Source organism: Methylobacterium sp. Leaf89 (assembly GCF_001422215.1).
Lineage (GTDB): Bacteria > Pseudomonadota > Alphaproteobacteria > Rhizobiales > Beijerinckiaceae > Methylobacterium.
Window position 1 is genome coordinate 62,997 of the sequence record NZ_LMML01000031.1, and the last position, 20,941, is coordinate 83,937.

Below are 20,941 nucleotides of genomic sequence, written 5' to 3' on the forward strand. Positions count from 1 at the left end.
TCGTGGGTTCGGGAAGCTCCCGCCGGGCGGCGCTCGCCACCCGGTCTCCCGGAGGCTATAGCCGTGTGGCGTGCGTCGGCGCGTCCCCGCTCGCGGAGGGGCGCCTCCGGCCGATCGCGAGGCTGCCCGTGTCCGCCCGTTCCTCTCATCGCCCGAGCTGATGCCGCCTCAACTTCTCCTTGCCATCGCGGCGATCCTTCCTTTTCTCGGCAGCGCGGCCGTGATCAGCCTGCCCGGATATGCGCGCAATGCCGCCGCGATCCTGGCCGGGTCGACCCTGGTGGCGTGCCTCGCCTGCATCGGGCTTCTCTACCCAATGGTGTCCGCGCCCGGCGGCAGCCTGGTCTGGGCGGTGGACTGGCTTCCGACGCTCGGCGTCCAGTTCGTCCTGCGGCTCGATGGCCTGGCCTGGCTGTTCGCAGTCCTCGTGCTCGGGATCGGCGCGCTCGTCGTCCTGTACGCGCGCTACTACATGGCCGCCGAAGATCCGGTCCCGCGCCTGTTCAGCTATCTCCTTGCTTTCGTCGGCGCGATGCTGGGGATCGTGCTCTCGGGCAACCTGATCCAGCTGGTCGTATTCTGGGAACTGACGAGCATCGTGTCCTTCCTGCTGATCGGCTACTGGACCGACAATGCGTCCGCCCGCGACGGGGCCCGGATGGCCCTCACCATCACGGCGGGCGGCGGTCTCTGCCTGTTCGTCGGCATGGTGCTGATCGGGCAGATCGTCGGGAGCTACGACCTGGCGGTGGTCCTGGCCTCGGGTGACACGATCCGCTCCAGCCCGCTCTACCTCCCGGCCCTGGTGCTCGTGCTCGCGGGTGCCCTCACCAAGTCGGCGCAGTTCCCCTTCCATATCTGGCTGCCGCGCGCGATGGCGGCCCCGACGCCGATCAGCGCGTACCTGCATTCCGCCACCATGGTGAAGGCCGGCATCTTCCTGATGATCCGGTTCTGGCCCGTGCTGGCCGGCACCGAGACCTGGTACTGGATCGTCGGCACCGCCGGCATGGCGACGATGCTGGTGGGCGCCTGGAGCGCGATCTTCCAGCACGACCTCAAGGGCCTGCTCGCCTACTCCACGATCAGCCATCTCGGGCTGATCACCCTCCTGCTCGGTCTCGACTCGCCCCTCGCCGTCGTGGCGGCGATCTTCCACACCGTGAACCACGCGACCTTCAAGGCCTCGCTCTTCATGGCGGCCGGGATCATCGACCACGAGACGGGCACGCGGGACATGCGCCGCCTCAGCGGGCTGTGGCGGGCGATGCCCTACACGGCGACGCTGGCGATGGTGGCCGCCGCCGCGATGGCGGGCGTGCCCCTCCTCAACGGCTTCCTCTCGAAGGAGATGTTCCTGGCCGAGGCGGTCGACAATGCGGGCGAGCACGGGCTGAACCTCGCCCTGCCGATCCTGGCGACGCTCGCGAGCGCCTTCACCATGCTCTACTCGGTGCGCTTCATCCGCCAGACCTTCTTCGGGCCCGCCCCCCACGACCTGCCGCAGGTACCCCATGAGCCGGTCCGCTGGATGCGCATCCCGATCGAACTGCTCGTCCTGGTCTGCATCGCCATCGGCCTCGTGCCGAATCTCACCATCGGGCCCGCCCTCGCGGGCGCGGTCCGGTCGGTCCTCGGGGCACGGACGCCGGACTACGACCTCGCGATCTGGCACGGCTTCAACGCGCCGCTGGCCCTGAGCGTCGTGGCGCTGGTAGGGGGCGTCGCGCTCTACGGCGTGTTCGGGCGGCGGATCAACGCCAATCCCCGCGGCGGCCCCTGGCTGATGGACCGGCTCGACGGCGGCCGGCTGTTCGAACGGGCGATGACCGGGCTCGTGACCGGTGCCCGCCGGTTGGAGGGGCACCTGGGCAGCGAGCGCCTCCAGGTGCAGTTGCGCATCCTCTTCCTGACCGTGCTCCTGGCCGCCATGCTGGCCGGAGCCGTGCGGGGGCTCGACCTCTTCGCACCGGGACGCGCCACGACGTTCGACCCCGCCTTCGCCCTGATGTGGCTGGTCGGTGCGGCCTGCGCCGTGGGGGCGGCCGAACGGGCGAAGTATCATCGCCTCTCGGCCGCCATCTTCGTCGGCGGAGCCGGACTCGTCAGCAGCCTGACCTTCCTCTGGCTCTCGGCGCCCGACCTCGCGGTCACGCAGATCCTCGTGGAGATCGTCACCACGGTGATGCTGCTGCTGGGCTTGCGCTGGCTGCCCAAGCGCGACGCCGCGATTCCGGCTCCGGCCTCCGAGGCGGCGCGGGCCCGGCGGCGGCGCATCGTCGACCTCTGCATCGCGGCCTTCGCGGGCCTCGGCCTCGCCGGCCTGGCCTACGCGGTGATGACCCGGCCGGCGGTCGACGGCATCGCGCGCTGGTTCGTCGAGGAGGCCTACCCGCAGGCGGGCGGGCGCAACGTGGTCAACGTCCTGCTGGTCGATTTCCGTGCGTTCGACACCCTGGGCGAGATCTGCGTGCTCGGCATCGTCGGGCTCACGGTGTTCGCGCTGCTGCGCCGCTTCCGCCCGGCCTCGGACAGCCTCGGACGTCCCAAGCAGCAGGTCAGCCACGATGCCTACGACGCGGCACGGGCCGGCCGCAGCCCCGGCGACACCGCCGCCGATGCCCTGCTGGTTCCCCGCGTGGTGATGACGTGGCTGTTCCCCTTCATCGTCCTGCTCGCCCTGCACCTGTTCCTGCGGGGACACGACCTGCCCGGCGGGGGCTTCGCGGGCGGCATCGCGCTGACCATCGCCTTCGTGCTGCAATACATGGCCCAGGGGGCCGAGTGGGTGGAGGAGCGCCTGCGCATCCGGCCGATCGCCTGGATCGGCGTCGGCCTGCTGGTCGCCGTCCTGGCGGGCGCGGGATCCTGGCTGTTCGGGCGCCCGTTCCTCACCGCCTCCTTCGCCTACTGGGAGCCGCCGCTGCTCGGAAAGGTGCCGGTCGCGAGCGCACTGGTGTTCGATCTCGGGATCATGGTCCTGGTGGTGGGCGCGAGCGCGCTGATGCTCGTCGCCCTGGCGCACCAGTCCGCGCGCCGGACGCGGGCGGCCGAAGCCGAGGCGGAGCGCGCCGCCGAGAGGGAGCCGGCCTGATGGAACTCGTCCTGTCGCTCGGCATCGGCGTCTTCGCCGCCTCGGGCATCTGGCTGATGCTGCGCCCGCGCACCTTCCAGGTCGCCCTCGGCATCTCGCTGCTGAGCTACGCCGTGAACCTCTTCATCTTCGCCATGGGCCGTCTGACGGTCGGGGCGCCGCCGGTGCTCGGGGCCGGCGCCGAGGTGGTCTCCGTCGACGATCCGGTCCCGCAGGCCCTGGTCCTCACCGCCCTGGTGATCGGCTTCGCGCTGACGGCGCTCTTCCTCGTCGTCCTGCTGGCCGCCCGCGGCATCACCGGCAGCGATCACGTGGATGGCCGCGAGCCTGGCCAGGGCGAACCGCAACCCGGGAATCCGCAGCCATGAGACGCTTCCTCAGCGTGACGCCCTTCCCCGGCCGGACGCGCTCCCCCAGCATGAGGCGTTCCTCCGCGATGACCCGTTGCCGATGACCCCATCCGTCCTGACTGCCACCGCCGAGACCACCTGGTCGGACCACCTCGTGGTGCTGCCGATCGTGCTGCCGATCGCCGTGGCCGGGGTGATGTTCCTGTTGGACGAGCGGCGGCGCCGGCTGAAATCGGGGCTCAGCCTCGTCACCGTGCTTCTCCTTCTCGGCATCGCCCTGGTGCTGGCCCTGCGCGCCGAGGCAGCGGCCCAGGTCTATCGCCTCGGCAATTGGGACGCGCCCTACGGCATCGTCCTGGTGGCCGACCGGCTCTCGGCGCTGATGCTGGTGCTGGCGAGCGTGCTCGGCCTGTGCGCCCTCGTCTTCTCCTTCGCCCGCTGGGGCCGGGCGGGACCCCGCTTCCACGGCCTGTTCCTACTGCTCCTGATGGGCGTGAACGGGGCCTTCCTCACCGGCGACCTGTTCAACCTGTTCGTCTTCTTCGAGGTGATGCTGGCCGCCTCCTACGGCCTCGTCCTGCACGGCTCGGGCGAGATGCGGATCCGGGCCGGCCTCGGCTACATCGCCGTGAACCTGGTCGCCTCGCTGTTCTTCCTCGTCGGCGTCAGCCTGATCTACGGAACCATGGGGACGCTCAACATGGCGGACCTCGCGCGGCGGCTCGCGGCGCCGGCGGCCGCCGAACCGGCCCTGTTCGAGATTGGCTGCGCCGTGCTCGGCATCGCCTTCCTGATCAAGTGCAGTGCCTGGCCCCTCGGCTTCTGGCTGCCGACGACCTACGCGGCGGCGAGCGCGCCCGCGGCGGCGATCCTCGCCATCCTGAGCAAGGTCGGCATCTACGTGGTGATCCGCCTCAGTCAGCTCCTGTTCGGTTCGGGCCTGTCCGCCGGCTTCGGCCAGACCTGGATCCTCGCGGCCGGGCTCGCGACCATGGCCTACGGCACCATCGGGATCCTGGCCGCGCGCGAGCTCACCCGGGCGGCGGGCTACGCCGTGATGATCTCGTCCGGCACGATGCTGGCGGTCCTGGGCACCGGCAGCGCCGCAGCGCTCGCGGGCGCCCTGTACTACCTCGTGGGATCGACGCTGGCGGCCGGCGCCCTGTTCCTCCTCGCCGAGATCCTGCAGCGGGGCCGCGCTCCGGGGCAGGCCCAGCAGGCGGTCTTCGCCGACGAGTACCGCGACCCCTTCGACGACGCCGACGCGATCGAGATCGGCCGGACGTTTCCGGCGGCGGTCGCGCTCCTGGGAAGCGGCTTTCTCCTCTGCACGCTGATGCTCGCCGGCATTCCGCCGCTGGCCGGGTTCGTCGGCAAGCTCGCGATGTTCACCGCATTGGCCACGGGCCCGATCACGGCCTCGGCCTGGTGGCTGATCGCCGCCCTGACGCTCTCCAGCTTCGGCACCCTGGCGCCGCTGGTCCGTCTCGGCATCCAGAACCTCTGGGTTCCGAGCGACGACCCGCCCCCGGTGCTTCGCCCGCCCGAGTTCTTGGCTCTGGCCGGATTGCTCGCGGCATGCCTGGCCCTCGCCCTCTGGGGCGGCCCGGCCCTCGCCTACGCGGACGCCACTGTCCAGTGGCTGGCGCAACCGCAGGATTACGTCCGGGCCGTCCTCGGCGCCGCCCATGGAGGGGCGGGCGCATGAGCCGGTTCCTGCCCTACCCGCTGCTGACGGTCGCCCTCGCCCTGACCTGGCTCCTGCTGAACGCCCCGATCACACCGGGAAGCGCCGCGCTGGCGCTCCTCGTCGGGGTGTCGGTTCCCGCCGTGATGCGGGCGCTGCAGCCCCGCGCCGTCCTCGTGCGCGCGCCGGGCACCCTCGCGCGCCTCGCCGTCGTCGTGCTCTACGACATGGTCCGGTCGAACGTCGACGTCGCCCGGATCATCCTGGGCCTGCGCCGCGGGGAGCGGCGCACCGGGTTCGTGACGATCCCCCTCGACCTGCGCGAGCCCTTCGGCATCACGGTCCTGTCGATCATCCTCACCGGCACCCCCGGCACGCTCTGGGTGCAGTACGATTCGCAGACCGGCTGCCTGCTCCTGCACGTGCTCGACTATACGGGCGGGGACGAATGGGTGCGGCGGGTGAAGGACCGCTACGAGCGCCCCCTGATGGAGGTCTTCGCATGAGCGCCACCGCCGTTCTCGACTGGGGGCTCGGCCTGGCCCAGGGCATGCTCGTGCTGGCGATGGCGCTCGCCGCGTGGCGGATGTTGCGCGGTCCGCGCGCGCAGGACCGCATCCTCGGCCTCGACACCCTCTACCTCAACGGCATGCTGGCGATCGTGGTCCACGGCATGCGCACCGGCAGCGGCCTCTACTTCGAGGCGGCGCTGATCCTCGGCATGATCGGCTTCACCGCCACCGTGGCGCTGGCCAAGTTCCTGATGCAGGGCGAGGTGATCCAATGAGCGGCGCGGAGCTGCCGCTCTGGGCCGCCTGGCTGGTGGTCGCGCTGGCGGTCGTCGGAGCCGCCTTCTCGCTGACCGGAGCCCTCGGCCTCATCCGCCTGCGGACCTTCTACGAGCGCGTCCACGCGCCGACCCTCGGGGCGACGCTGGGCATGGCCCTGATCCTCATCAGTTCCATGCTGCTCCTTTCGCTGCTCGAGGGCCGGCTCGTCCTGCGCGACGCCCTGATCGGCGTGTTCCTTACCGTGTCGACGCCCGTCACGCTCCTGCTCCTCGCGCGGGCCGCGGCACATCGCGACCGCCACGAGGGCACGCCCGAAGCGCCGCCGGAGATCTGACGCTCGCGCCGGCCAGCGCCCGGCCGGGACGAACCGAACCGGCCCGGACGGACTTGGCTCGACAGGCTCACGCGCCCCGCCGGAATGCGGGTCGCACCGCCCAGCGGATCGGTGTTCCCGAGGATGCGTCCCGGGTTCGGGCGACAATCCTGCCGCCCAGGGGCGGGGCGCGTCGACGAGGATCGGCGGCCCCGGCTCAGAGCTCCGGCACGGCGTGAGGGTCGAGGACCGCCCCGTAGGTCAGGACGGCCCGTGCGAGGCGCGTCATGTTCTGCGCGGCCGCGTTGAGCCGGGGGACCATCGGATCGTCGGCCGGTAGCGCGGCGACCAGCAGGACGAGTGCGTCCTGAAGGCCCTGCAGCGAGCGCGTGATCGACGCGGAGGTGCCGGCGAGCCGATGGCGGCACCCGCCTGCCTCGAGACCCGCCAGGCCGGCGCGGTTCTCCGCCGGGCCGAAGCGGTGGGCGGACCGGTCGAACGGAAGGCCGGAGGTTTCGCGCATGGCCGCCTCACGCCGTCCGGATCTTGGCGAGGAAGCGGGAGACCTCGCCGTCGAGATGCTCGGACTGGCGCGAGAGGTCCGAGGCGGCGGTGAGGACCTGGGTCGCCGCGCTTCCGGTCTCCTCGGCCGCCCGGGCGACACCGGACATGTTGCTGGTGACCTCGCCGGTCCCGGTGGCGGCCTCGGTCACGTTGCGCACGATCTCCTGGGTCGCCGCCCCCTGCTGCTGCACGGCGGCCGCGATGGACCCCGCGACCGCGTCGATCTCCTTGATGCGCCGACGGATGCCATCGATGGCGCTCACGGCGCCTCCCGTCGCCCCCTGGATCCGCCCGATCTGCCCGGTGATCTCATCGGTCGCCCGGGCCGTCTGGTTGGCGAGTTCCTTGACCTCGGCCGCGACCACCGCGAAGCCGCGTCCGGCCTCGCCGGCCCGGGCCGCCTCGATGGTCGCGTTCAGGGCCAGGAGGTTGGTCTGGCTCGCGATGGCCGAGATCATGGCGACGACGTCGCCGATCCTGCGCACGGCCTCGCTGAGTTCCTGGACCAGGGTCGCCGTCTGTTCCGCCTCGGCGACCGCCTGGCCCGCCAGGTCCTCCGAGCCCGCGACCTGCCGGCTGATCTCGTCGACCGAGGCCCCGAGCTCCTCCGCGGCCGCCGCGACGGTGCCGACATTGGCGGCCGCCTGGCTCGCGGCGGCAGCTACGGCGGTCGATTGCTGTGCGGTCTCCGCCGCGATGCCCGACATGCCGGAGGCGGTCGCCTGCAGCTCGGTCGCCGCGGAGGCGACGGAGGCCAGGACGGCTCCCACCGTCTGCTCGAAGGCGTCGGCCAGTTGCACGCGCTCGGCCCGGTGGCGGGCCTCAGCCTCGACCCGCTCGCGCGCGGAGGCCTCCTCGAGGCGCCGGACCTGTTCCCGCTGCTCGACCTGGGCCGTCACGTCGATGGCGAACTTGGTGATCTGTATGGGTCGTCCGTCGGCGTCGAGCACCGGGTTGTAGCTGGCCTCGATCCAGACCTCGCGCCCCGCCTTGCCGATGCGGCGGAACTGCCCGGCCTGGGACTCGCCGCGGCGCAGAGCTTCCCAGAACCGGGCGTACTCGGCACTCGCGCGGTGGGCAGCGTCGACGAACAGGCCGTGATGCTGGCCGACGACCTCGGCCGCCGTATAGCCGACGGCGGCGAGGAAGTTGGCATTCGCCTCGAGGACGCGGCCGTCGAGGTCGAAGCTGATCACGGCCTGCGACCTGCGGATGGCGTCGACCTGCCCGCGAAGCGCGTTGGTCTCGACGGTCTGCGCCGTGATGTCGGTGGCGTACTTCACCACCCGCGCGACCTGGCCGGCGCCGTCGCGGATCGGATTGTACGAGCCCTTGATCCAGACGGCCTTGCCGTCCTTGGCGACCCGCTTGAATTCGGCGACCTCCGCGTGGCCCGCCCGGAGGCCGTCCCAGAAGGCGGCGTAGGCGCGGCTGTCCCGGTAGGCCGCCTCCACGAACAGGCTGTGATGGCGTCCCCGAACCTCGTCGAGGGTGTAGCCCATGACCGCGAGGAAGGCCGCGTTGGCCGACACGATGGTGCCATCCGGGGTGAACTCGATGACGGCCTGGGACGCCTCGATCGCGGCGAGGCGGCGCGCCTGGTCCTCCCGCTCCAGGCGGGGGGTGGCGTCGGTCCATTCCAGGACGTAGCCCGAGATCCTGTGGCTCTCCATCAGCGGCGTGACGGCGACGTCGAAGGGTCTGCCGCCCAGGCGGACCAGGGCGTCGTGCCGATGGCGCAGCCCGACGGCGACGATGGACTGGCCGGACAGGTCGCGGCAGAGGTCGTCGAGGCGGCGACCCTTATGGTCGGCTCCGCCCGGCCCGAGCAAGTCTTCCATGGCAGGATTCATCGTCGTGACGACCGACAATGCGTCGATCCCAAGAACCGGCATACGCAAGCCGCCAAACACTGCGGCGCCGGACCTCGACTTACGTGACGCTCCCATGAAATCGAACATCGGATATTTCTCCCCTTATGCTGACTTGCTGTTCAAATCTTCGCGATGACCGCTCCAGAACATCACATCATTGTGAGACCACACCACTTGACGATATCTGAATCAGATATTCAGCCCGGCACTGGAAAATTGTCTTTCCGCAGCCCGGATGGCTAAAAAAACCATTCTTTCGTCGCGAGACCGACGATCGTGACGGATTTTCTGCCATTCTTGCGCCTTCTTGGCTCTTGGATCAGGCCTGTGCGAAGGGCGTCTGCGAGCCGCCGTCACCCCGGCAGAAGGGCGGTCCGACCCGCTCCGGCCCGGCCTGGCTGGGTCCGGCGGGACGACCGAAGGAGGTTCGGGACCGAAGCATCCCTCATCCGCACCAGGTCAGGTCGCTCAGGGCGCGCAGCGGCCGCGTTCCGGGTCGGTCGGCGCCCACGCATCATGGGCGGCCCACGGGGCGACCGCGGTGATCCGCCGCGAGCCTCAGACGATTGCCAGCGCGGTCCGCATCCGTGCCTGATCCGGCACCGGCGAGGACGTCGCCTCGATGCGATCGATCAAGGCCATCACCTCGGAAGCGGGCCGCGCGGGGCTGTAGAGGAAGCCCTGTGCGACGTCGCAGCGCTTGGCGCGGAGGACGTCGAGCTGCGCCTGGGTCTCCACGCCCTCCACCGTCACGTTCATCGAGAGGGCGCGCGCCATCCGGGCGATCGCCTCGACGACGGCGACCTTCTCGGGCCGCCCCTGAAGGTCGCGCACGAAGGAGCGGTCGACCTTCACCTTGTCGAAGGGAAATTCCGTGAGGTAGCTCAGGCTGGAATAGCCCGTGCCGAAATCGTCGAGGGCGATACGCACCCCCTGGGCACGCAGCCGCTTCAGGTTCTCCAGGACCTCGTCGCCGTGGTCGAGCAGGACCGATTCGGTGATCTCGATCTCCAGGCGTTCGGGCGCCAGCCCCGTCTCCTGCAGGATGGCGGCGACCTCCTCGTGGAAGCTCGGCATGCGCATGTGGATGGAGGAGATATTCACCGCGACGCACAGGTCCGGCCATCGGCGCGCGTCGGTGCAGGCGCGGCGCAGGGCCCAGCCGCCGATCTCGACGATGAAGCCGGTGGCTTCCGCGATGGGGATGATCTCGCCCGGCGAGACCCAGCCGTGCCCGGGCTTGTTCCAGCGCAGGAGCGCCTCGAAGCCCGTGACCCGCCCGCTGCGCATGTCGACCAGCGGCTGGTAGTGCAGTTCCATCGCGTCGGCGGCGAGCGCTTCGCGCATGTCCGTGTCCAGCTGACGCTGACGATGAGCGCGCTCCTCGAGGGACGGGTCGAAGCTGTGCCAGCGCCCCTTCCCGGCCGATTTGGCGCTGTAGAGCGCGAGGTCTGCGCGGGACAGGAGGCTCGACGGATCGATGGCGTCGTCCGGCACGCAGGCGATGCCGACGCTCACCCCGATCTCCACATGCGCCTCATCGATCCGGAAGGACTGTCGAAGGGTGGATACGATGCCTTTGGCCAGAATCTCGGCCGCAGCCTTGCCGGCCTGTGGGGCGACCACGGCGAACTCGTCGCCGCCGAGGCGGTACGCCGTGGCCTCCGACCCGCAGAGGTCCGTCAGGCGCTGGGCGACCTGCCCGAGAAGACGGTCGCCGATGAGATGCCCGCGGCCGTCGTTCACCGCCTTGAACCCGTCGAGATCGAGGTAGAGCAGTACGCCCCGGCCCGCTCTCGAGGACGCCTCGCCGCAGAGATCCTGAAGGGCCGCCTGGAGCGCCGCCCGGTTGGGCAAGCCGGTCAGATTGTCGTGGCCGGCGAGAAAGGCGATGCGCGCCTGCGCCTCCCGGCTGGCCGTCACGTCCGATCCCACGCCGCGATATCCGACGAAGGTCCCGAGGGCATCGAAAACGGGCCGGCCGTTGAGGGTCAGCCAGCGCCTGCCGTCCCGCGTCCGGAGCCGCACGGTGTGATCGCGGAACGGACTCCGCGCCGCGATGGCGGTCAGGACGGCATCGATCCCGGTCGCGCCCCCGGCCTCGTCGGCGAAGTCCCTCAGGACAGCCTGGAGCGTGCGGTGGCGAAGGGCAACCGGATCGACGCCCAGCAGGCCGGCGATCGGCTCAAGGGAGGGCCTCAGGCGGCCGACGGTGTCGATCTCCCACAGCCAGTCGCTCGTCCCCTCGGCGAAGTCCTTGAGCAGGAGCTCGATCGTCTCGCTCTGGGCCTGCACCACGACGCGGTCCCGGATGCGCTGGTAGGCGTGCCCGCACAAGCGACGCGCGCTGACGAAGACGAAGGTCGCGTAGAGGGTCAGCAGTAGGGCAACGGAGTGGCCGACCGGTCCCTCGCACCCCGCCAGGCCGATGAAGATGCCGGCGACCACCGGGACCACCGCCAGAAGGGCGAGGGAGAAGACGGGGCCGGCGACGTAGGCGTGCGAGATCAGGGCGGCGCAGACGGCGCCGACGACGACCCGATAGGCATTGTCGAGGGTCGGGAGCAGGACGGCCGGCATCGTCGCCCAGGCGAGGCCGCGCCCGAACGCGAGCAGGTGCAGGACCCGGAAGGCCCCGCGGGTGGAGGGGCAGGACGCGCCCCCGCCGATGACACCCCGGTAACGGTGCGTGGCGACGATGGCGGCACCGCAGAGCGTCGTCACCGCCGCGGCCAGCACGGCGAGGTAGGTCTTCGCGGCGATGTCCCAGAAGATGGCGGCGAGCGAAAGCGCCACGGTCGCCTGAGTGAAAGCGGAATAGCGGCCGAGTTGCAGCGTCTCGCCGAGCATCGCCGCGCGGACCGCCGCACCCAGCCGTGCTTCGTCTTGGGAGGGGGAGGCCGGGGTATCGGCCTGCTCCGGAGCGGTCTCGACCTCTTCCGGGCCGGCATCGCCGATCGCACCGGTGGTGCGCCCATCGTCCAGGACCGCGAAGCGATCCCGGGATCCGTCCGGGGATCCGTCCCGTCGACCGGATAGGCCAGGGTGTGCGGAGACGGGCGGCATCAGGCGGCCATGCTGCGAGAGGCTGCGCGGCCTTGCCGGGTCGAGGCGTCGACCTCGCGGGTGGAGACCTTGATCAGACCCCCGTTCTGGCTGAACTTGGTGACGGCGACCGTCATCGCCTGCATGCTGGCCGACATCTCCTGGGCCACCGCAGCCTGCTGCTCGACGGCGGTCGAGGAGGCCGCGATGTCGTTCGTCGGCCCGATGGTCTCCCCGATGCGGGCGATGGCGGTGGCGGCCCCCCGGGCGGCGGATTGGGTTCCGGTGATCTGGCGTCCGACGCTCGGGGTCGCCTTCGCCGTCTGGGCGGCCAGGCTCTTCACCTCAGCGGCGCCGATGGCGAAGTGCTGCCCCGGCTCCCGGACCGGCGCCGCCTCGATGGTGGCGTTCGGTGCCAGGCGGCTGGTCCGGCGGGCGATCTCGCCGACGGAGGCAGCGAGGCCGTCGAGGTCGAACTCGATCGACTTTTGGGAAGCATCGAGCGCGCTGAGCTTCGATTTCAGTTCATCACCACCCCAAAACATCGCCATCCCCATGCAACGGACAGGCTGCCGTTACTGGTGAAAACTAGGCATGCGGACATAACGCAAACACAGGCAAATCCCCGAAACTCGGGGGTATCTCCGGGTTTTTGCGTCGCATTTTCTGTCATCCGCGGTCTAACAACCAAGGCCCGCACCCAGCTGAAACGAATTCTGTCATGCTCATCCTCAAGTGCGGCCAACGAGCCGGAACTGATGACCGAGGCGTTGAAGCCGGTCTTCGGGTGGGAAGGCGGGCTCTTCACCGTCGAGGCGCGATTCAATCGTTTGTTTTCGCGCCTGTTTTCGTTCACGCGGAGACGAAGACGCGCATGCCGTCGAATGAGCCGTGCGCCCCTCCCCGCAGCGCATCCCGGGGGGCATCACGGTACGAATGCCAAGCCAGGTGTCTTTTCACCCATTGGCAAGTCGCTTCGGAGCTATAAGGACAGCAGGCAGGTCGAATCGCTGGAGCCGAAGGGGAAGCCTGTGCCCACGAGAGTTCTCATGCGCCCCCAGACGGCATCCGATGGCAACGGAACCCTGCGGGCGTTCTCCTCCCGGCACTTCCTCAAGCTCATCGAAGACACCGGCAAGGTGGGCTTCTGGTCCGCGGATCTTCGCAGAGAAGAGGTCGACGCGTCGCCGGGACTCTACCGTATTCTCGGCCTGGACCCGGCCTCCCGCGTAACCTTCGGGTTCGGCCTGGACATGATCCACCCCGACGACAAGGCCGCCCACGCGGATCAGATCGCGGTGCTGCGGAATGGCCAGCCGATCAGCCGCGAGTTCCGTATCATCCGCCCGGACCGCACCCAGCGCTGGCTGTTGCACCATGCCGAGGTGATCCTGGGGCAGGACGGCAAGCCGAACCAGGGCATGGGCGTGGTGTTCGACGTGACGGCGCGTCACGATGCCATGAATGCGGTCATGCAGCGCCACGACCGCCTCAACGCCCTGATCGCCGCGACCGCCGCGGTCTTCTGGCTCAACAAGGCGAACGGCGAACCCAGCGAGATGCCGCAATGGATGGCCCTGACCGGTCAGAGCCACGCGGAAATGGAGGGCATGGGCTGGCTGAACGCCGTCCATCCCGATGATCGCGCCCGGACCCAGGCGGCCTGGATGACGGCGGTCGAGCACACGGCGCCCTACAACACCGACTACCGGGTGCTGTGTGCGGACGGCATCTACCGCTGGTTCAACGCCCGCGGCGCTCCGGTCCTGAACCGCGACGGCTCGGTGCGGGAGTGGGTCGGCGTCTGCCTCAACGTCCCGGGCCGGAATCGATACGGCGCCTCCGGCACCGAGGCGTCGCCGCCGCCCTCCCCGCAGGCGACGGCCACGGCTTCGGCCGAGGCCGGACTGACCTCGGGACAGGTGCGGGCCGCCCGCGGCCTGACCGGCCTGTCGAAGGAGGAACTGGCCAAGCTGGCCAACGTCTCCGTCTCGACCTTGAACCGCCTGGAGGATTCCAACTCCGCCATCCAGCCGCGACACGACACGATCCTGGCCGTGCGCCGGGCTCTCGAGGGGGTCGGCGTCGAGTTCATCTTCGAGGCGGGGAAGAAGCCGGGCGTCCGCGAGGCGTGAGCATCGCGGGGCGACGGGATCGGGCCGCCCCGGACGGATCGCTCAGTTGGCCGTCCGATGCGACGCGGCCGGCGCGAAGGTCCACCCGTTCAGGGAGCGGGGGATCGGCAAGCGCGCCAGGTCCAGCCCGCACGCGGCTTTGTAGGCGTGCTCCTCGGTCAGCATCCGGAGCCCCTGCTCCGCCGTCTCGCAGGTTCCGAGAACGTCGTGGTCCAGCAGAACTACGTAACAATCCTTCTGCCCCAGGAGCGTTCGCTGGATGCGGAATGCTCCCTGAGGCGTATCACAGAGCCAACAACCACCCATGGCGCGCACCTCCGCCTGAGATCCGGGAGCGAGATCATGCGGCGCGCACCCGATCCCTGTCCAGAACCTTAATGCATACCTTTTGATCTGACATGCAAAATTTCGCTTTCGCTCCCGGCGAGGCCTGCCCGTCGCGACGCTGTGCCGGCGGAGACCCGAAAGGGGATGACGGAATCGGGTGAGCGGTCCTACACTCCGCGCTGCCGACGACAGCCCCGACCCGGTGAAGGAGACGCAGCGTGAGCGGACCAGAATCCGACGAAGACCGCGTCCGGAATACCACGGAGGTCGCGTCGAGGTCGCGCCGGTCCTTCCTCGCGCGGGGCACTGCCCTCGTCGGCGGCGGCCTCGTCGCCGCACGCGCGGCGGAACCGGCCGCGGCGGCGTCCCCGGCCGGCGGTCCGCCGGGCGTGCCGCCCTGGATGACGACCCCCGGCGCGGAGACCGGGGCGCAGCCCTACGGGACGCCGTCGCCGTTCGAGAAGACCGTCGTCAAGAACATTCCGAAGACCCTCAAGCAATACACCTCAGCATCGGTGCGCACGCCGCTGCAGGAGCTCGACGGGATCATCACGCCCAACGGGCTGTTCTACGAGCGCCACCATGGCGGCGTCCCCGCGATCGACCCGGCCCAGCACCGCCTGATGATCCACGGCCTGGTGGAGCGGCCCCTGGTCCTGACCATGGACGACGTCCGGCGCTTCCCGAGCGTGTCGCAGATCCACTTCATCGAGTGCTCGGGCAACCCCGACTTCAAGGCGATCCGGGCGGGCCGAACCGCCTCCGACCTGGTGGGGCTGGTGAGCTGCGCCGAATGGACGGGGGTGCGCTTGAAGACGGTGCTGGAGGAGGCCGGCCTCCAGCCGGGCGCCAAGTGGGTGATCGCCGAGGGCGCGGATGCGGCCGCGCTGACCCGCAGCCTCCCAATCGAGAAGTGCCTCGACGACGCGCTGCTCGTCTACAGCCAGAACGGCGAGCGCCTGCGCCCGCAGCAGGGCTACCCCCTGCGCGTGCTCCTGCCCGGCTACGAGGGCAACATGAGCGTGAAGTGGCTGCGCCGGCTCAACGTGACGGACGCGCCGGCCTATTCCCGCGAGGAGACGGCCAAGTACACCGACCTGATGCCGGACGGGACCGCGCGGCAGTTCACCTTCACCATGGAGGCGAAGTCGGTGATCACGCGGCCGTCGGGGACGCAGCGGATCGTGCCCGGCTTCAACGAGATCACCGGGATCGCCTGGAGCGGGCGGGGCACGATCGCCCGTGTCGAGGTCTCGGTGGACGACGGCCGGAGCTGGCAGGCGGCGCAGCTCCAGGCGCCCGTCCTCGACAAGGCGCTGACCCGGTTCCGCCTGGCCTGGACCTGGAACGGAGAGCCCGCCGTGATCCAGAGCCGGGCCACCGACGAGACCGGCTACGTGCAGCCGCTCTTCTCCGAACTGGCCGGGGCCCGGGGCCTGAACTCGTTCTACCACAACAACGCCGTCATCCCCTGGCGCATCGCGGAGAGCGGAGAGGTGTCGAATGGCTATCCCAAGGCGTGACGGCACCGCCCTCCGAATGGGCCCCAGGGCCGCGATCGGCTTGGCCGCGACCGCCCTGGCCGCCATCGCTCTAGCGGCGACAGGGTTGGCCGCGATCGGCTTGGCCGCGATCGCTTCGGCCGGCCCGGCCTCGGCCGAGACCCGCTACGGGATCGGGCGCCCCGCCACCGCGGCGGAGGTCGCCGCCTGGAACATCGACATCGACCGGGACGGCCGGAAGCTTCCCGCCGGCCGCGGCAGCGTCGCCCAGGGCGGCGCGCTCTTCGCCGAGCGCTGCGCGTCCTGCCACGGCGCGAAGGGCGAGGGCGGCCTCGGCGACCGGCTCGTGGGCGGCCAGGGCACCCTCGCCTCGGCCCAGCCGGTGAAGACGGTGGGCAGCTTCTGGCCCTATGCCCCGACGCTGTTCGACTACGTCCGCCGCGCCATGCCGATGGACGCGCCGCAATCGCTCACGGACGACGAGGTCTACGCCGTCGTCGGCTACCTGCTGAACCTGAACGGCCTCCTGCCGGACGACGCCGTCCTGGAGGCGAGGAGCCTCGCCGCCGTGCGGATGCCCAACCGCGACGGCTTCGTGCCGGATCCGCGCCCCGACGTGCCCTGAGGAGAGGAGGTGGTGGGAGCTTAGGATGGTTCGCGTCCGAGGTGATTCCTGGCCGTTGGCGCCAAGGTGCCAAACCAAGCCTTCCTGTCAGGATTTAAAAAATCCGCATTAAGCATCAACGTAAATTAAAAGCGTTGAGGCGACGACACCTATGGTTAAAATCTTGTTAATCATTTGGCCCTCTAGTTCGAAGCTGTCTTGGGCTGTCTGCTGGAGCACACCCCCGCTCTCCGTAGCTAATGTCTTTAACGAATATCTACCGGTATCTTATTGAGATTGCTGTCTTATTTTCGAAACATTTTTTGATGGCAAAGGACACTCGTTCCCTGTATGTTCTTGTTATTAGCTTGTTCTGTGAGGTTTTTCGGCGAAAGCGCATCCCTCAGAGGAATAGCTAAGCCTTGGAACTGAGCTATCGTCTTTGCGTAAGAAAAATCTGGATCGCTGTCGGAGGAGTGGATGATGCGTGTCAGGATCGAAGAGGTTCGCAACGGCCTTCACCCGAGCGAGGTTGTTGTTTCTGTTCGCACGACGGAAGGCATGGAGCGCTTGGTAGTTGATCGGCGCTCAATCGCCCAGAATCATTCGATAGAGGTTGGGTATCCGATTGACAGGCGAGAAAACTTATTCTTGGTTGAACTCCCTAGGGAAACGACAACCGGCTCTTGGCGGGTTTGGGTCGCAGAAGACCAAACAATCCTTGAGGCCGTAGAGGCCGCATAACAATGATTTTAACGGATCGGGAGATTCAGCTTTCGCTGGAGCGCAAGGCAATAATAATTGACCCTGCTCCTGCAGATAAAGCGTTCAGCTCAACCAGCGTTGACCTAACTCTCGATCCGACCTTAAGTGTTTTTAGGGACAATAGAGCGGGGCTGGATCGGCTCATTGATCCAAGCCACAAAGATTTTGATCATGACGCAACTCTAGCCGACCTGACTGACTCCGTATCAATTGGAACCGATGGGTACGTCTTCCGTCCGGGCTACTTAATTCTTGCTTGGACAAAAGAATACGTAAATCTAAAGAACGACGTAAGAATCGCGGCCAGGGTAGAGGGTAAAAGTTCTCTCGCTCGCCTGGGTATTGGAGTACATGTAACTGCTCCAATTATTCACGCTGGATTTGACGGCCGAATTCGTTTGGAGATGATCAACCACGGTAAAGTCCCCGTGATCTTACGCGAGGACATGCGCATCTGCCAGCTCATTTTCAAGACGACATTGGGCACCCCAGATCGGGGCTACAACGGCAGATTTGCGGGCCAGAACACTGCGCGCAGGGGATAGAGCGTTAAGGCGAATGGATGAAGTCGCCAAACTCTTACATCGCCTTCCTGTAGGCTTTGAACAAATGGCTGCAGCAGCCGCAGCAGGGCAGAACGGAGCACCCTGTTGGTAGCCTCTAAGCGGATCGTTAAAAAATGCATCAAACCTCATGGTCCGACGTGCGAGCGACCTTGAATGGGTTGAGAGGACGAGCCAGCTTATTACATTCAGATCAACTCTTTTAGTTATCCTTGACGCACAAAAACGCTGACGTTACCGCTTCAAACCATGACACCTGAGCAGTGCCGTGCTGCCCGCGGATGGCTCGAATGGTCCCAGCAGGAGCTGGCCCAAAGAGCCACCATAGGGCTCAGCACGATCAGACAATTTGAGAACGGGCTACGCACGCCCATTGCCAATAACCTGTCGGCAATGAGACGCGCGTTTGAGGATGCCGGTGTGAAATTTCTCGAAAAACCGGCCGGGATCACCGTTGGCGCCCCCCCCGGCGCCACTGATTAACAATCGGAGACATTACACGGGTAGGATTTGCGTGGAAAGGCCATGCCCATTCACCTTGAATCTCCGCATCACGACTTCATAAAAGCCTCTAGGCTATCGCGTAATACTACGAGAATTCAGCTGCCGGGTTTGGCGTGGACGTTGGCGAAGAACAGCTCCCGCCAGTCCCGGGCGCCGCGGCGGATCGTTTTCGTGCGGGCCATGAAGGTGACGACGGGCAGGATCGCCTGGGGCGTGGTGGTGAAGCTGACCTGGGGCGAGGCCAGGATCGACGCGATGAGGCCGACGTCGGAGCCGTCGCGGGCGAGGCGCACATAGGCCTGGGCGGCGGCCCAGGGGTCGCCCGCGATGGAGGCGACCGCCTCCTCCAGGGCCGCCGTGAACGCGGCGTGGAGGGTGGGATTGGCCTCCACGAAGGCGGCGGAGGCCCAGACCACGTTGAAGGTCGAGGGTCCGCCGAGCACGTCGAAGGAGTTGAGGATCGTCCGGATGCCGGGCCTGCGCAGCTCCAGCTCCTGGATCGGCGCGGCGGTGAAATGCGCGGTCACCTCCTGGCCGGCCAGGAGGGCGGCCATGCCGTCCGGGTGCGACAGGGTCACGGTCAGGCGGTCGAGGTCGTTGCGCCGCGCCTCCCCGAGCGCCTTCTCGGCCGCCATCTGCAGGAACATGGCCTGAACCGAGACCTTCACGGCCGGCAGGGCGATCTTGTCCCGGTCGGTGAAGTCGGCGAGCGAGCGGATGCGCTCCGCATTGGTGTTCATGAGGAGCGGCATGGCGTTCATCGCCGCCACGCCCTTCACCGCCATGGCGGTGCCCTCGGTCTTGGACCAGAGCAGGACGAGGGGCGGCACGCCGCCGGCCACGAACTGGATCGAGCCGGACAGGAGCGCGTCGTTCATCGCGGCCCCGCCCGCCAGGGTGACGTAGCGGACGCCGAGCCCCGACAGGCCCCGGGCCGCGGCGTGGGTCTGGAGCAGCCCCTGCTCCTCCATGAGCATCAGCGGCAGGTGTCCCAGGCTCGGCTGGCGCGCGATGGTGACCGCCTGCACTTCGGCCCGGGCCGGGCGCAGGCCCCCGAGGAGGGGCAGTCCCGCGCCGAGCAGTCCCCGGGCCAGTACGTCGCGTCGGCGCATGTGAACCTCCCTGGACCGGACTCGCGATGGGGGATGCGGTCGGCCCGCCTTACGGAACGGAAATTTTCGGCCTGCGGATCACCGGGGCGGGCACGCTCTCGATCAGCACGTTGAGGCAGGCCGGCAGGCCGCTGGCCTGCGCCTCCTCCAGGGCCCCGGGCAGGTCCTCGGCCCGAGTGACGAGGGCCCCGTGGCCGCCCAGAGCCGTCACGACGCGGTCGTAGCGGGAACTCAGGAGGTCGCAGTGGCGCGCCCGCGCCGCGCCGTACTGGCGCAGTTGGATCTGGTACTCGGCGTTCCAGCGGGCATCGTTGCCCACCACGGCGATGAAGGGCAGGCCGTAGCGCACGGCGGTGTCGAACTCGGCCATGTGGAAGCCGAAGGTGCCGTCCCCCAGGACCGCCACCACGGGCCCCGCCGGGTCGTGGAGGCGGGCCGCCAGGGCGAAGGGCAGCGACGCGCCGATGGTGCCCGAGACCCCGTTGATGAGGCGCCGGGGGGCCTGCACCAGGGCCTGGGGCCATTGCCCGATCTCGCCCCCGTCGCAGATCAGGGTGCCGCCGGGATGCCGGTCGAGGAAGGCGGCGACGCCGCGGCACAGCTCCACCGGATGGAGGCGGCCCTCGGGGCCGCGCCGGTCGTCCCAGTCCGGGGGCCGGTACGCCACAGCCGCCCGCACGGTGGCCGGCCAGTCCGTCCCCGCGCGCGGGCGCCCCCCGGCGCAGGAGCCGGCCAGGGCCGCGAGGGTCGGCAGCGCATCGGCCGTGCCCGAGACGGCGAGGCGGGCCGGATCGACCCGCGCGACGAGGGCGGGGTCGGGGTCGACGACGACGAAGCGGCAGTCCGGCGCCACCGCGGGCGCCTCGCCGAACTTCAGGGTGAAGTCGAGGGGCTTGCCCACGAGCACGAGGCAGTCGGCCTGGGCCAGCACCTCGGCGAAGGCGCCCAGACTCGGATCGTTGAGGCCGCGCGGGCTCTCCATCCCGAGGACGGGCACGCCCGAGGCCGCCTCCAGCGCCGCCATCCGGGCGCGCCCCTCGGCGCCGCAGGCGACCGGGCCGCACAGGATCAGGGGGCGCTGCGCCCGGCCGAGCTCCGCCGCCACCGCCGCGACGAGGTCGGCGCCGGGCGCGCCGACCCGGATCGCGGCCTCGGCGGGTGCCGGGGGAGCGGCCGAGAGAGCGACCGGGGCCTGCGCTTCCAGGAGGTCGACCGGCAGGCTGAGATGCACGGGCCCCGGCCGGCCCGCGCGGGCGATCCGCAGGGCCCGGGCGACGTCGTCGGCCAGGGTGTCGACGGCAGCCGCCGTCCAAGAGGCCTTGGTCATCGGCCGGGCGATGTCGGCCTGGGCGAGTTCCTGGAAGGCGCCGCGCCCGAGCTCCGACAGGCCGGCATGGCCCGAGAGCAGGAGGACGGGGCTCTCCGCCGCCAGCGCCGTGAACAGGGCGGCGGCGCCGTTGGTCTGCCCCTGGCCGCCGGTGACCAGGGCGACCCCGACCTCCCCGGTCAGGCGGCCCCAGGCATCGGCCATGTGCACGCAGGCGGCCTCCTGGCGGACATGCACCACCGCGATATCCGTGCCCAGCAGGGCATCGAAGATCGGCATGATGTGGTTGCCCGACAGGGTGAAGATGCGGCGGACGCCGAGGCGCTCCAGCGTCTCGACGACGATGTCGGCTCCGCGCGGCCGGCCCCGGGACTGGTCCATGGC

18 protein-coding genes are annotated in these 20,941 nt (G+C 69.1%); 11 read left to right on the plus strand and 7 right to left on the minus strand.

Annotated elements, in window-relative coordinates; genetic code table 11:
• The first annotated feature begins 160 nt into the window (after positions 1 to 160).
• From ASF18_RS22040 to mnhG, 6 genes are all read left to right on the plus strand, one after another.
• Complete coding sequence (locus ASF18_RS22040; protein ID WP_056355399.1) at positions 161 to 3,094, plus strand: monovalent cation/H+ antiporter subunit A; 2,934 nt, start codon at positions 161 to 163, stop codon at positions 3,092 to 3,094.
• A complete protein-coding gene (locus ASF18_RS22045) occupies positions 3,094 to 3,462 on the plus strand; it encodes a Na+/H+ antiporter subunit C (RefSeq protein WP_056276994.1) in 369 nt (122 codons plus the stop codon). The genes ASF18_RS22040 and ASF18_RS22045 overlap by 1 nt, the downstream gene beginning before the upstream one ends.
• Positions 3,463 to 3,544: 82 nt before the next feature.
• The gene (locus tag ASF18_RS22050; protein WP_056355402.1) at positions 3,545 to 5,152 is read left to right on the plus strand and encodes a monovalent cation/H+ antiporter subunit D; all 1,608 of its coding nucleotides are present in this window, start codon (positions 3,545 to 3,547) and stop codon (positions 5,150 to 5,152) included.
• Positions 5,149 to 5,637, plus strand: a complete 489-nt coding sequence (locus tag ASF18_RS22055; protein WP_056216337.1) for a Na+/H+ antiporter subunit E — start codon at positions 5,149 to 5,151, stop codon at positions 5,635 to 5,637. Before ASF18_RS22050 ends, ASF18_RS22055 begins: the two co-directional genes overlap by 4 nt.
• On the plus strand, positions 5,634 to 5,918 hold the full coding sequence (locus tag ASF18_RS22060; RefSeq protein WP_056216335.1) for a K+/H+ antiporter subunit F: 285 nt from the start codon (positions 5,634 to 5,636) through the stop codon (positions 5,916 to 5,918). The genes ASF18_RS22055 and ASF18_RS22060 overlap by 4 nt, the downstream gene beginning before the upstream one ends.
• The gene (gene mnhG / locus ASF18_RS22065) at positions 5,915 to 6,256 is read left to right on the plus strand and encodes a monovalent cation/H(+) antiporter subunit G (protein ID WP_056355404.1); all 342 of its coding nucleotides are present in this window, start codon (positions 5,915 to 5,917) and stop codon (positions 6,254 to 6,256) included. Before ASF18_RS22060 ends, mnhG begins: the two co-directional genes overlap by 4 nt.
• A 196-nt stretch (positions 6,257 to 6,452) precedes the next feature.
• Here mnhG and ASF18_RS22070 read toward each other — a convergent pair whose 3' ends face one another.
• The 4 genes from ASF18_RS22070 to ASF18_RS22085 form a co-directional block, all read right to left on the minus strand.
• Positions 6,453 to 6,758: a hypothetical protein gene (locus ASF18_RS22070; RefSeq protein ID WP_056355408.1), complete on the minus strand. Its 306-nt coding sequence runs from the start codon at positions 6,756 to 6,758 to the stop codon at positions 6,453 to 6,455.
• A 7-nt stretch (positions 6,759 to 6,765) separates the two neighbouring features.
• Positions 6,766 to 8,640, minus strand: a complete 1,875-nt coding sequence (locus ASF18_RS22075) for a PAS domain-containing methyl-accepting chemotaxis protein (protein ID WP_244472809.1) — start codon at positions 8,638 to 8,640, stop codon at positions 6,766 to 6,768.
• 591 nt (positions 8,641 to 9,231) lie between these two features.
• Positions 9,232 to 11,739, minus strand: a complete 2,508-nt coding sequence (locus tag ASF18_RS22080; RefSeq protein ID WP_082487878.1) for an EAL domain-containing protein — start codon at positions 11,737 to 11,739, stop codon at positions 9,232 to 9,234.
• Positions 11,739 to 12,263, minus strand: coding sequence for a methyl-accepting chemotaxis protein (locus ASF18_RS22085; RefSeq protein ID WP_056355411.1), 525 nt, complete (start codon positions 12,261 to 12,263; stop codon positions 11,739 to 11,741). The genes ASF18_RS22080 and ASF18_RS22085 overlap by 1 nt, the downstream gene beginning before the upstream one ends.
• A gap of 213 nt (positions 12,264 to 12,476) precedes the next feature.
• On the opposite strand from ASF18_RS22085, the gene ASF18_RS22090 reads away from it, so the two are divergent.
• Positions 12,477 to 13,853 (plus strand): PAS domain-containing protein, encoded by a 1,377-nt coding sequence (locus ASF18_RS22090; RefSeq protein WP_244472810.1) that lies wholly within the window; start codon positions 12,477 to 12,479, stop codon positions 13,851 to 13,853.
• A 42-nt stretch (positions 13,854 to 13,895) separates the two neighbouring features.
• Here ASF18_RS22090 and ASF18_RS25125 read toward each other — a convergent pair whose 3' ends face one another.
• On the minus strand, positions 13,896 to 14,018 hold the full coding sequence (locus tag ASF18_RS25125) for a hypothetical protein (RefSeq protein ID WP_280138951.1): 123 nt from the start codon (positions 14,016 to 14,018) through the stop codon (positions 13,896 to 13,898).
• Between the two features lie 380 nt (positions 14,019 to 14,398).
• On the opposite strand from ASF18_RS25125, the gene soxC reads away from it, so the two are divergent.
• The 4 genes from soxC (at position 14,399) to ASF18_RS23370 (ending at position 18,097) form a co-directional block, all read left to right on the plus strand.
• On the plus strand, positions 14,399 to 15,703 hold the full coding sequence (gene soxC, locus ASF18_RS22100; RefSeq protein ID WP_056355420.1) for a sulfite dehydrogenase: 1,305 nt from the start codon (positions 14,399 to 14,401) through the stop codon (positions 15,701 to 15,703).
• Positions 15,684 to 16,307 (plus strand): cytochrome c, encoded by a 624-nt coding sequence (locus ASF18_RS22105; protein WP_244472811.1) that lies wholly within the window; start codon positions 15,684 to 15,686, stop codon positions 16,305 to 16,307. The genes soxC and ASF18_RS22105 overlap by 20 nt, the downstream gene beginning before the upstream one ends.
• A gap of 725 nt (positions 16,308 to 17,032) precedes the next feature.
• Entirely contained in the window at positions 17,033 to 17,596 is a 564-nt protein-coding gene (dcd, locus tag ASF18_RS23365; protein WP_082487881.1) for a dCTP deaminase, read from the plus strand.
• 267 nt (positions 17,597 to 17,863) lie between these two features.
• Positions 17,864 to 18,097: a helix-turn-helix transcriptional regulator gene (locus ASF18_RS23370; RefSeq protein ID WP_082487882.1), complete on the plus strand. Its 234-nt coding sequence runs from the start codon at positions 17,864 to 17,866 to the stop codon at positions 18,095 to 18,097.
• 116 nt (positions 18,098 to 18,213) lie between these two features.
• Here the strand turns inward: ASF18_RS23370 and ASF18_RS22110 are convergent, their stop codons facing one another.
• Complete coding sequence (locus ASF18_RS22110; protein ID WP_056355423.1) at positions 18,214 to 19,230, minus strand: ABC transporter substrate-binding protein; 1,017 nt, start codon at positions 19,228 to 19,230, stop codon at positions 18,214 to 18,216.
• Between the two features lie 49 nt (positions 19,231 to 19,279).
• Positions 19,280 to 20,938, minus strand: a complete 1,659-nt coding sequence (locus ASF18_RS22115; RefSeq protein WP_056355426.1) for a thiamine pyrophosphate-binding protein — start codon at positions 20,936 to 20,938, stop codon at positions 19,280 to 19,282.
• Positions 20,939 to 20,941 lie beyond the last annotated feature (3 nt).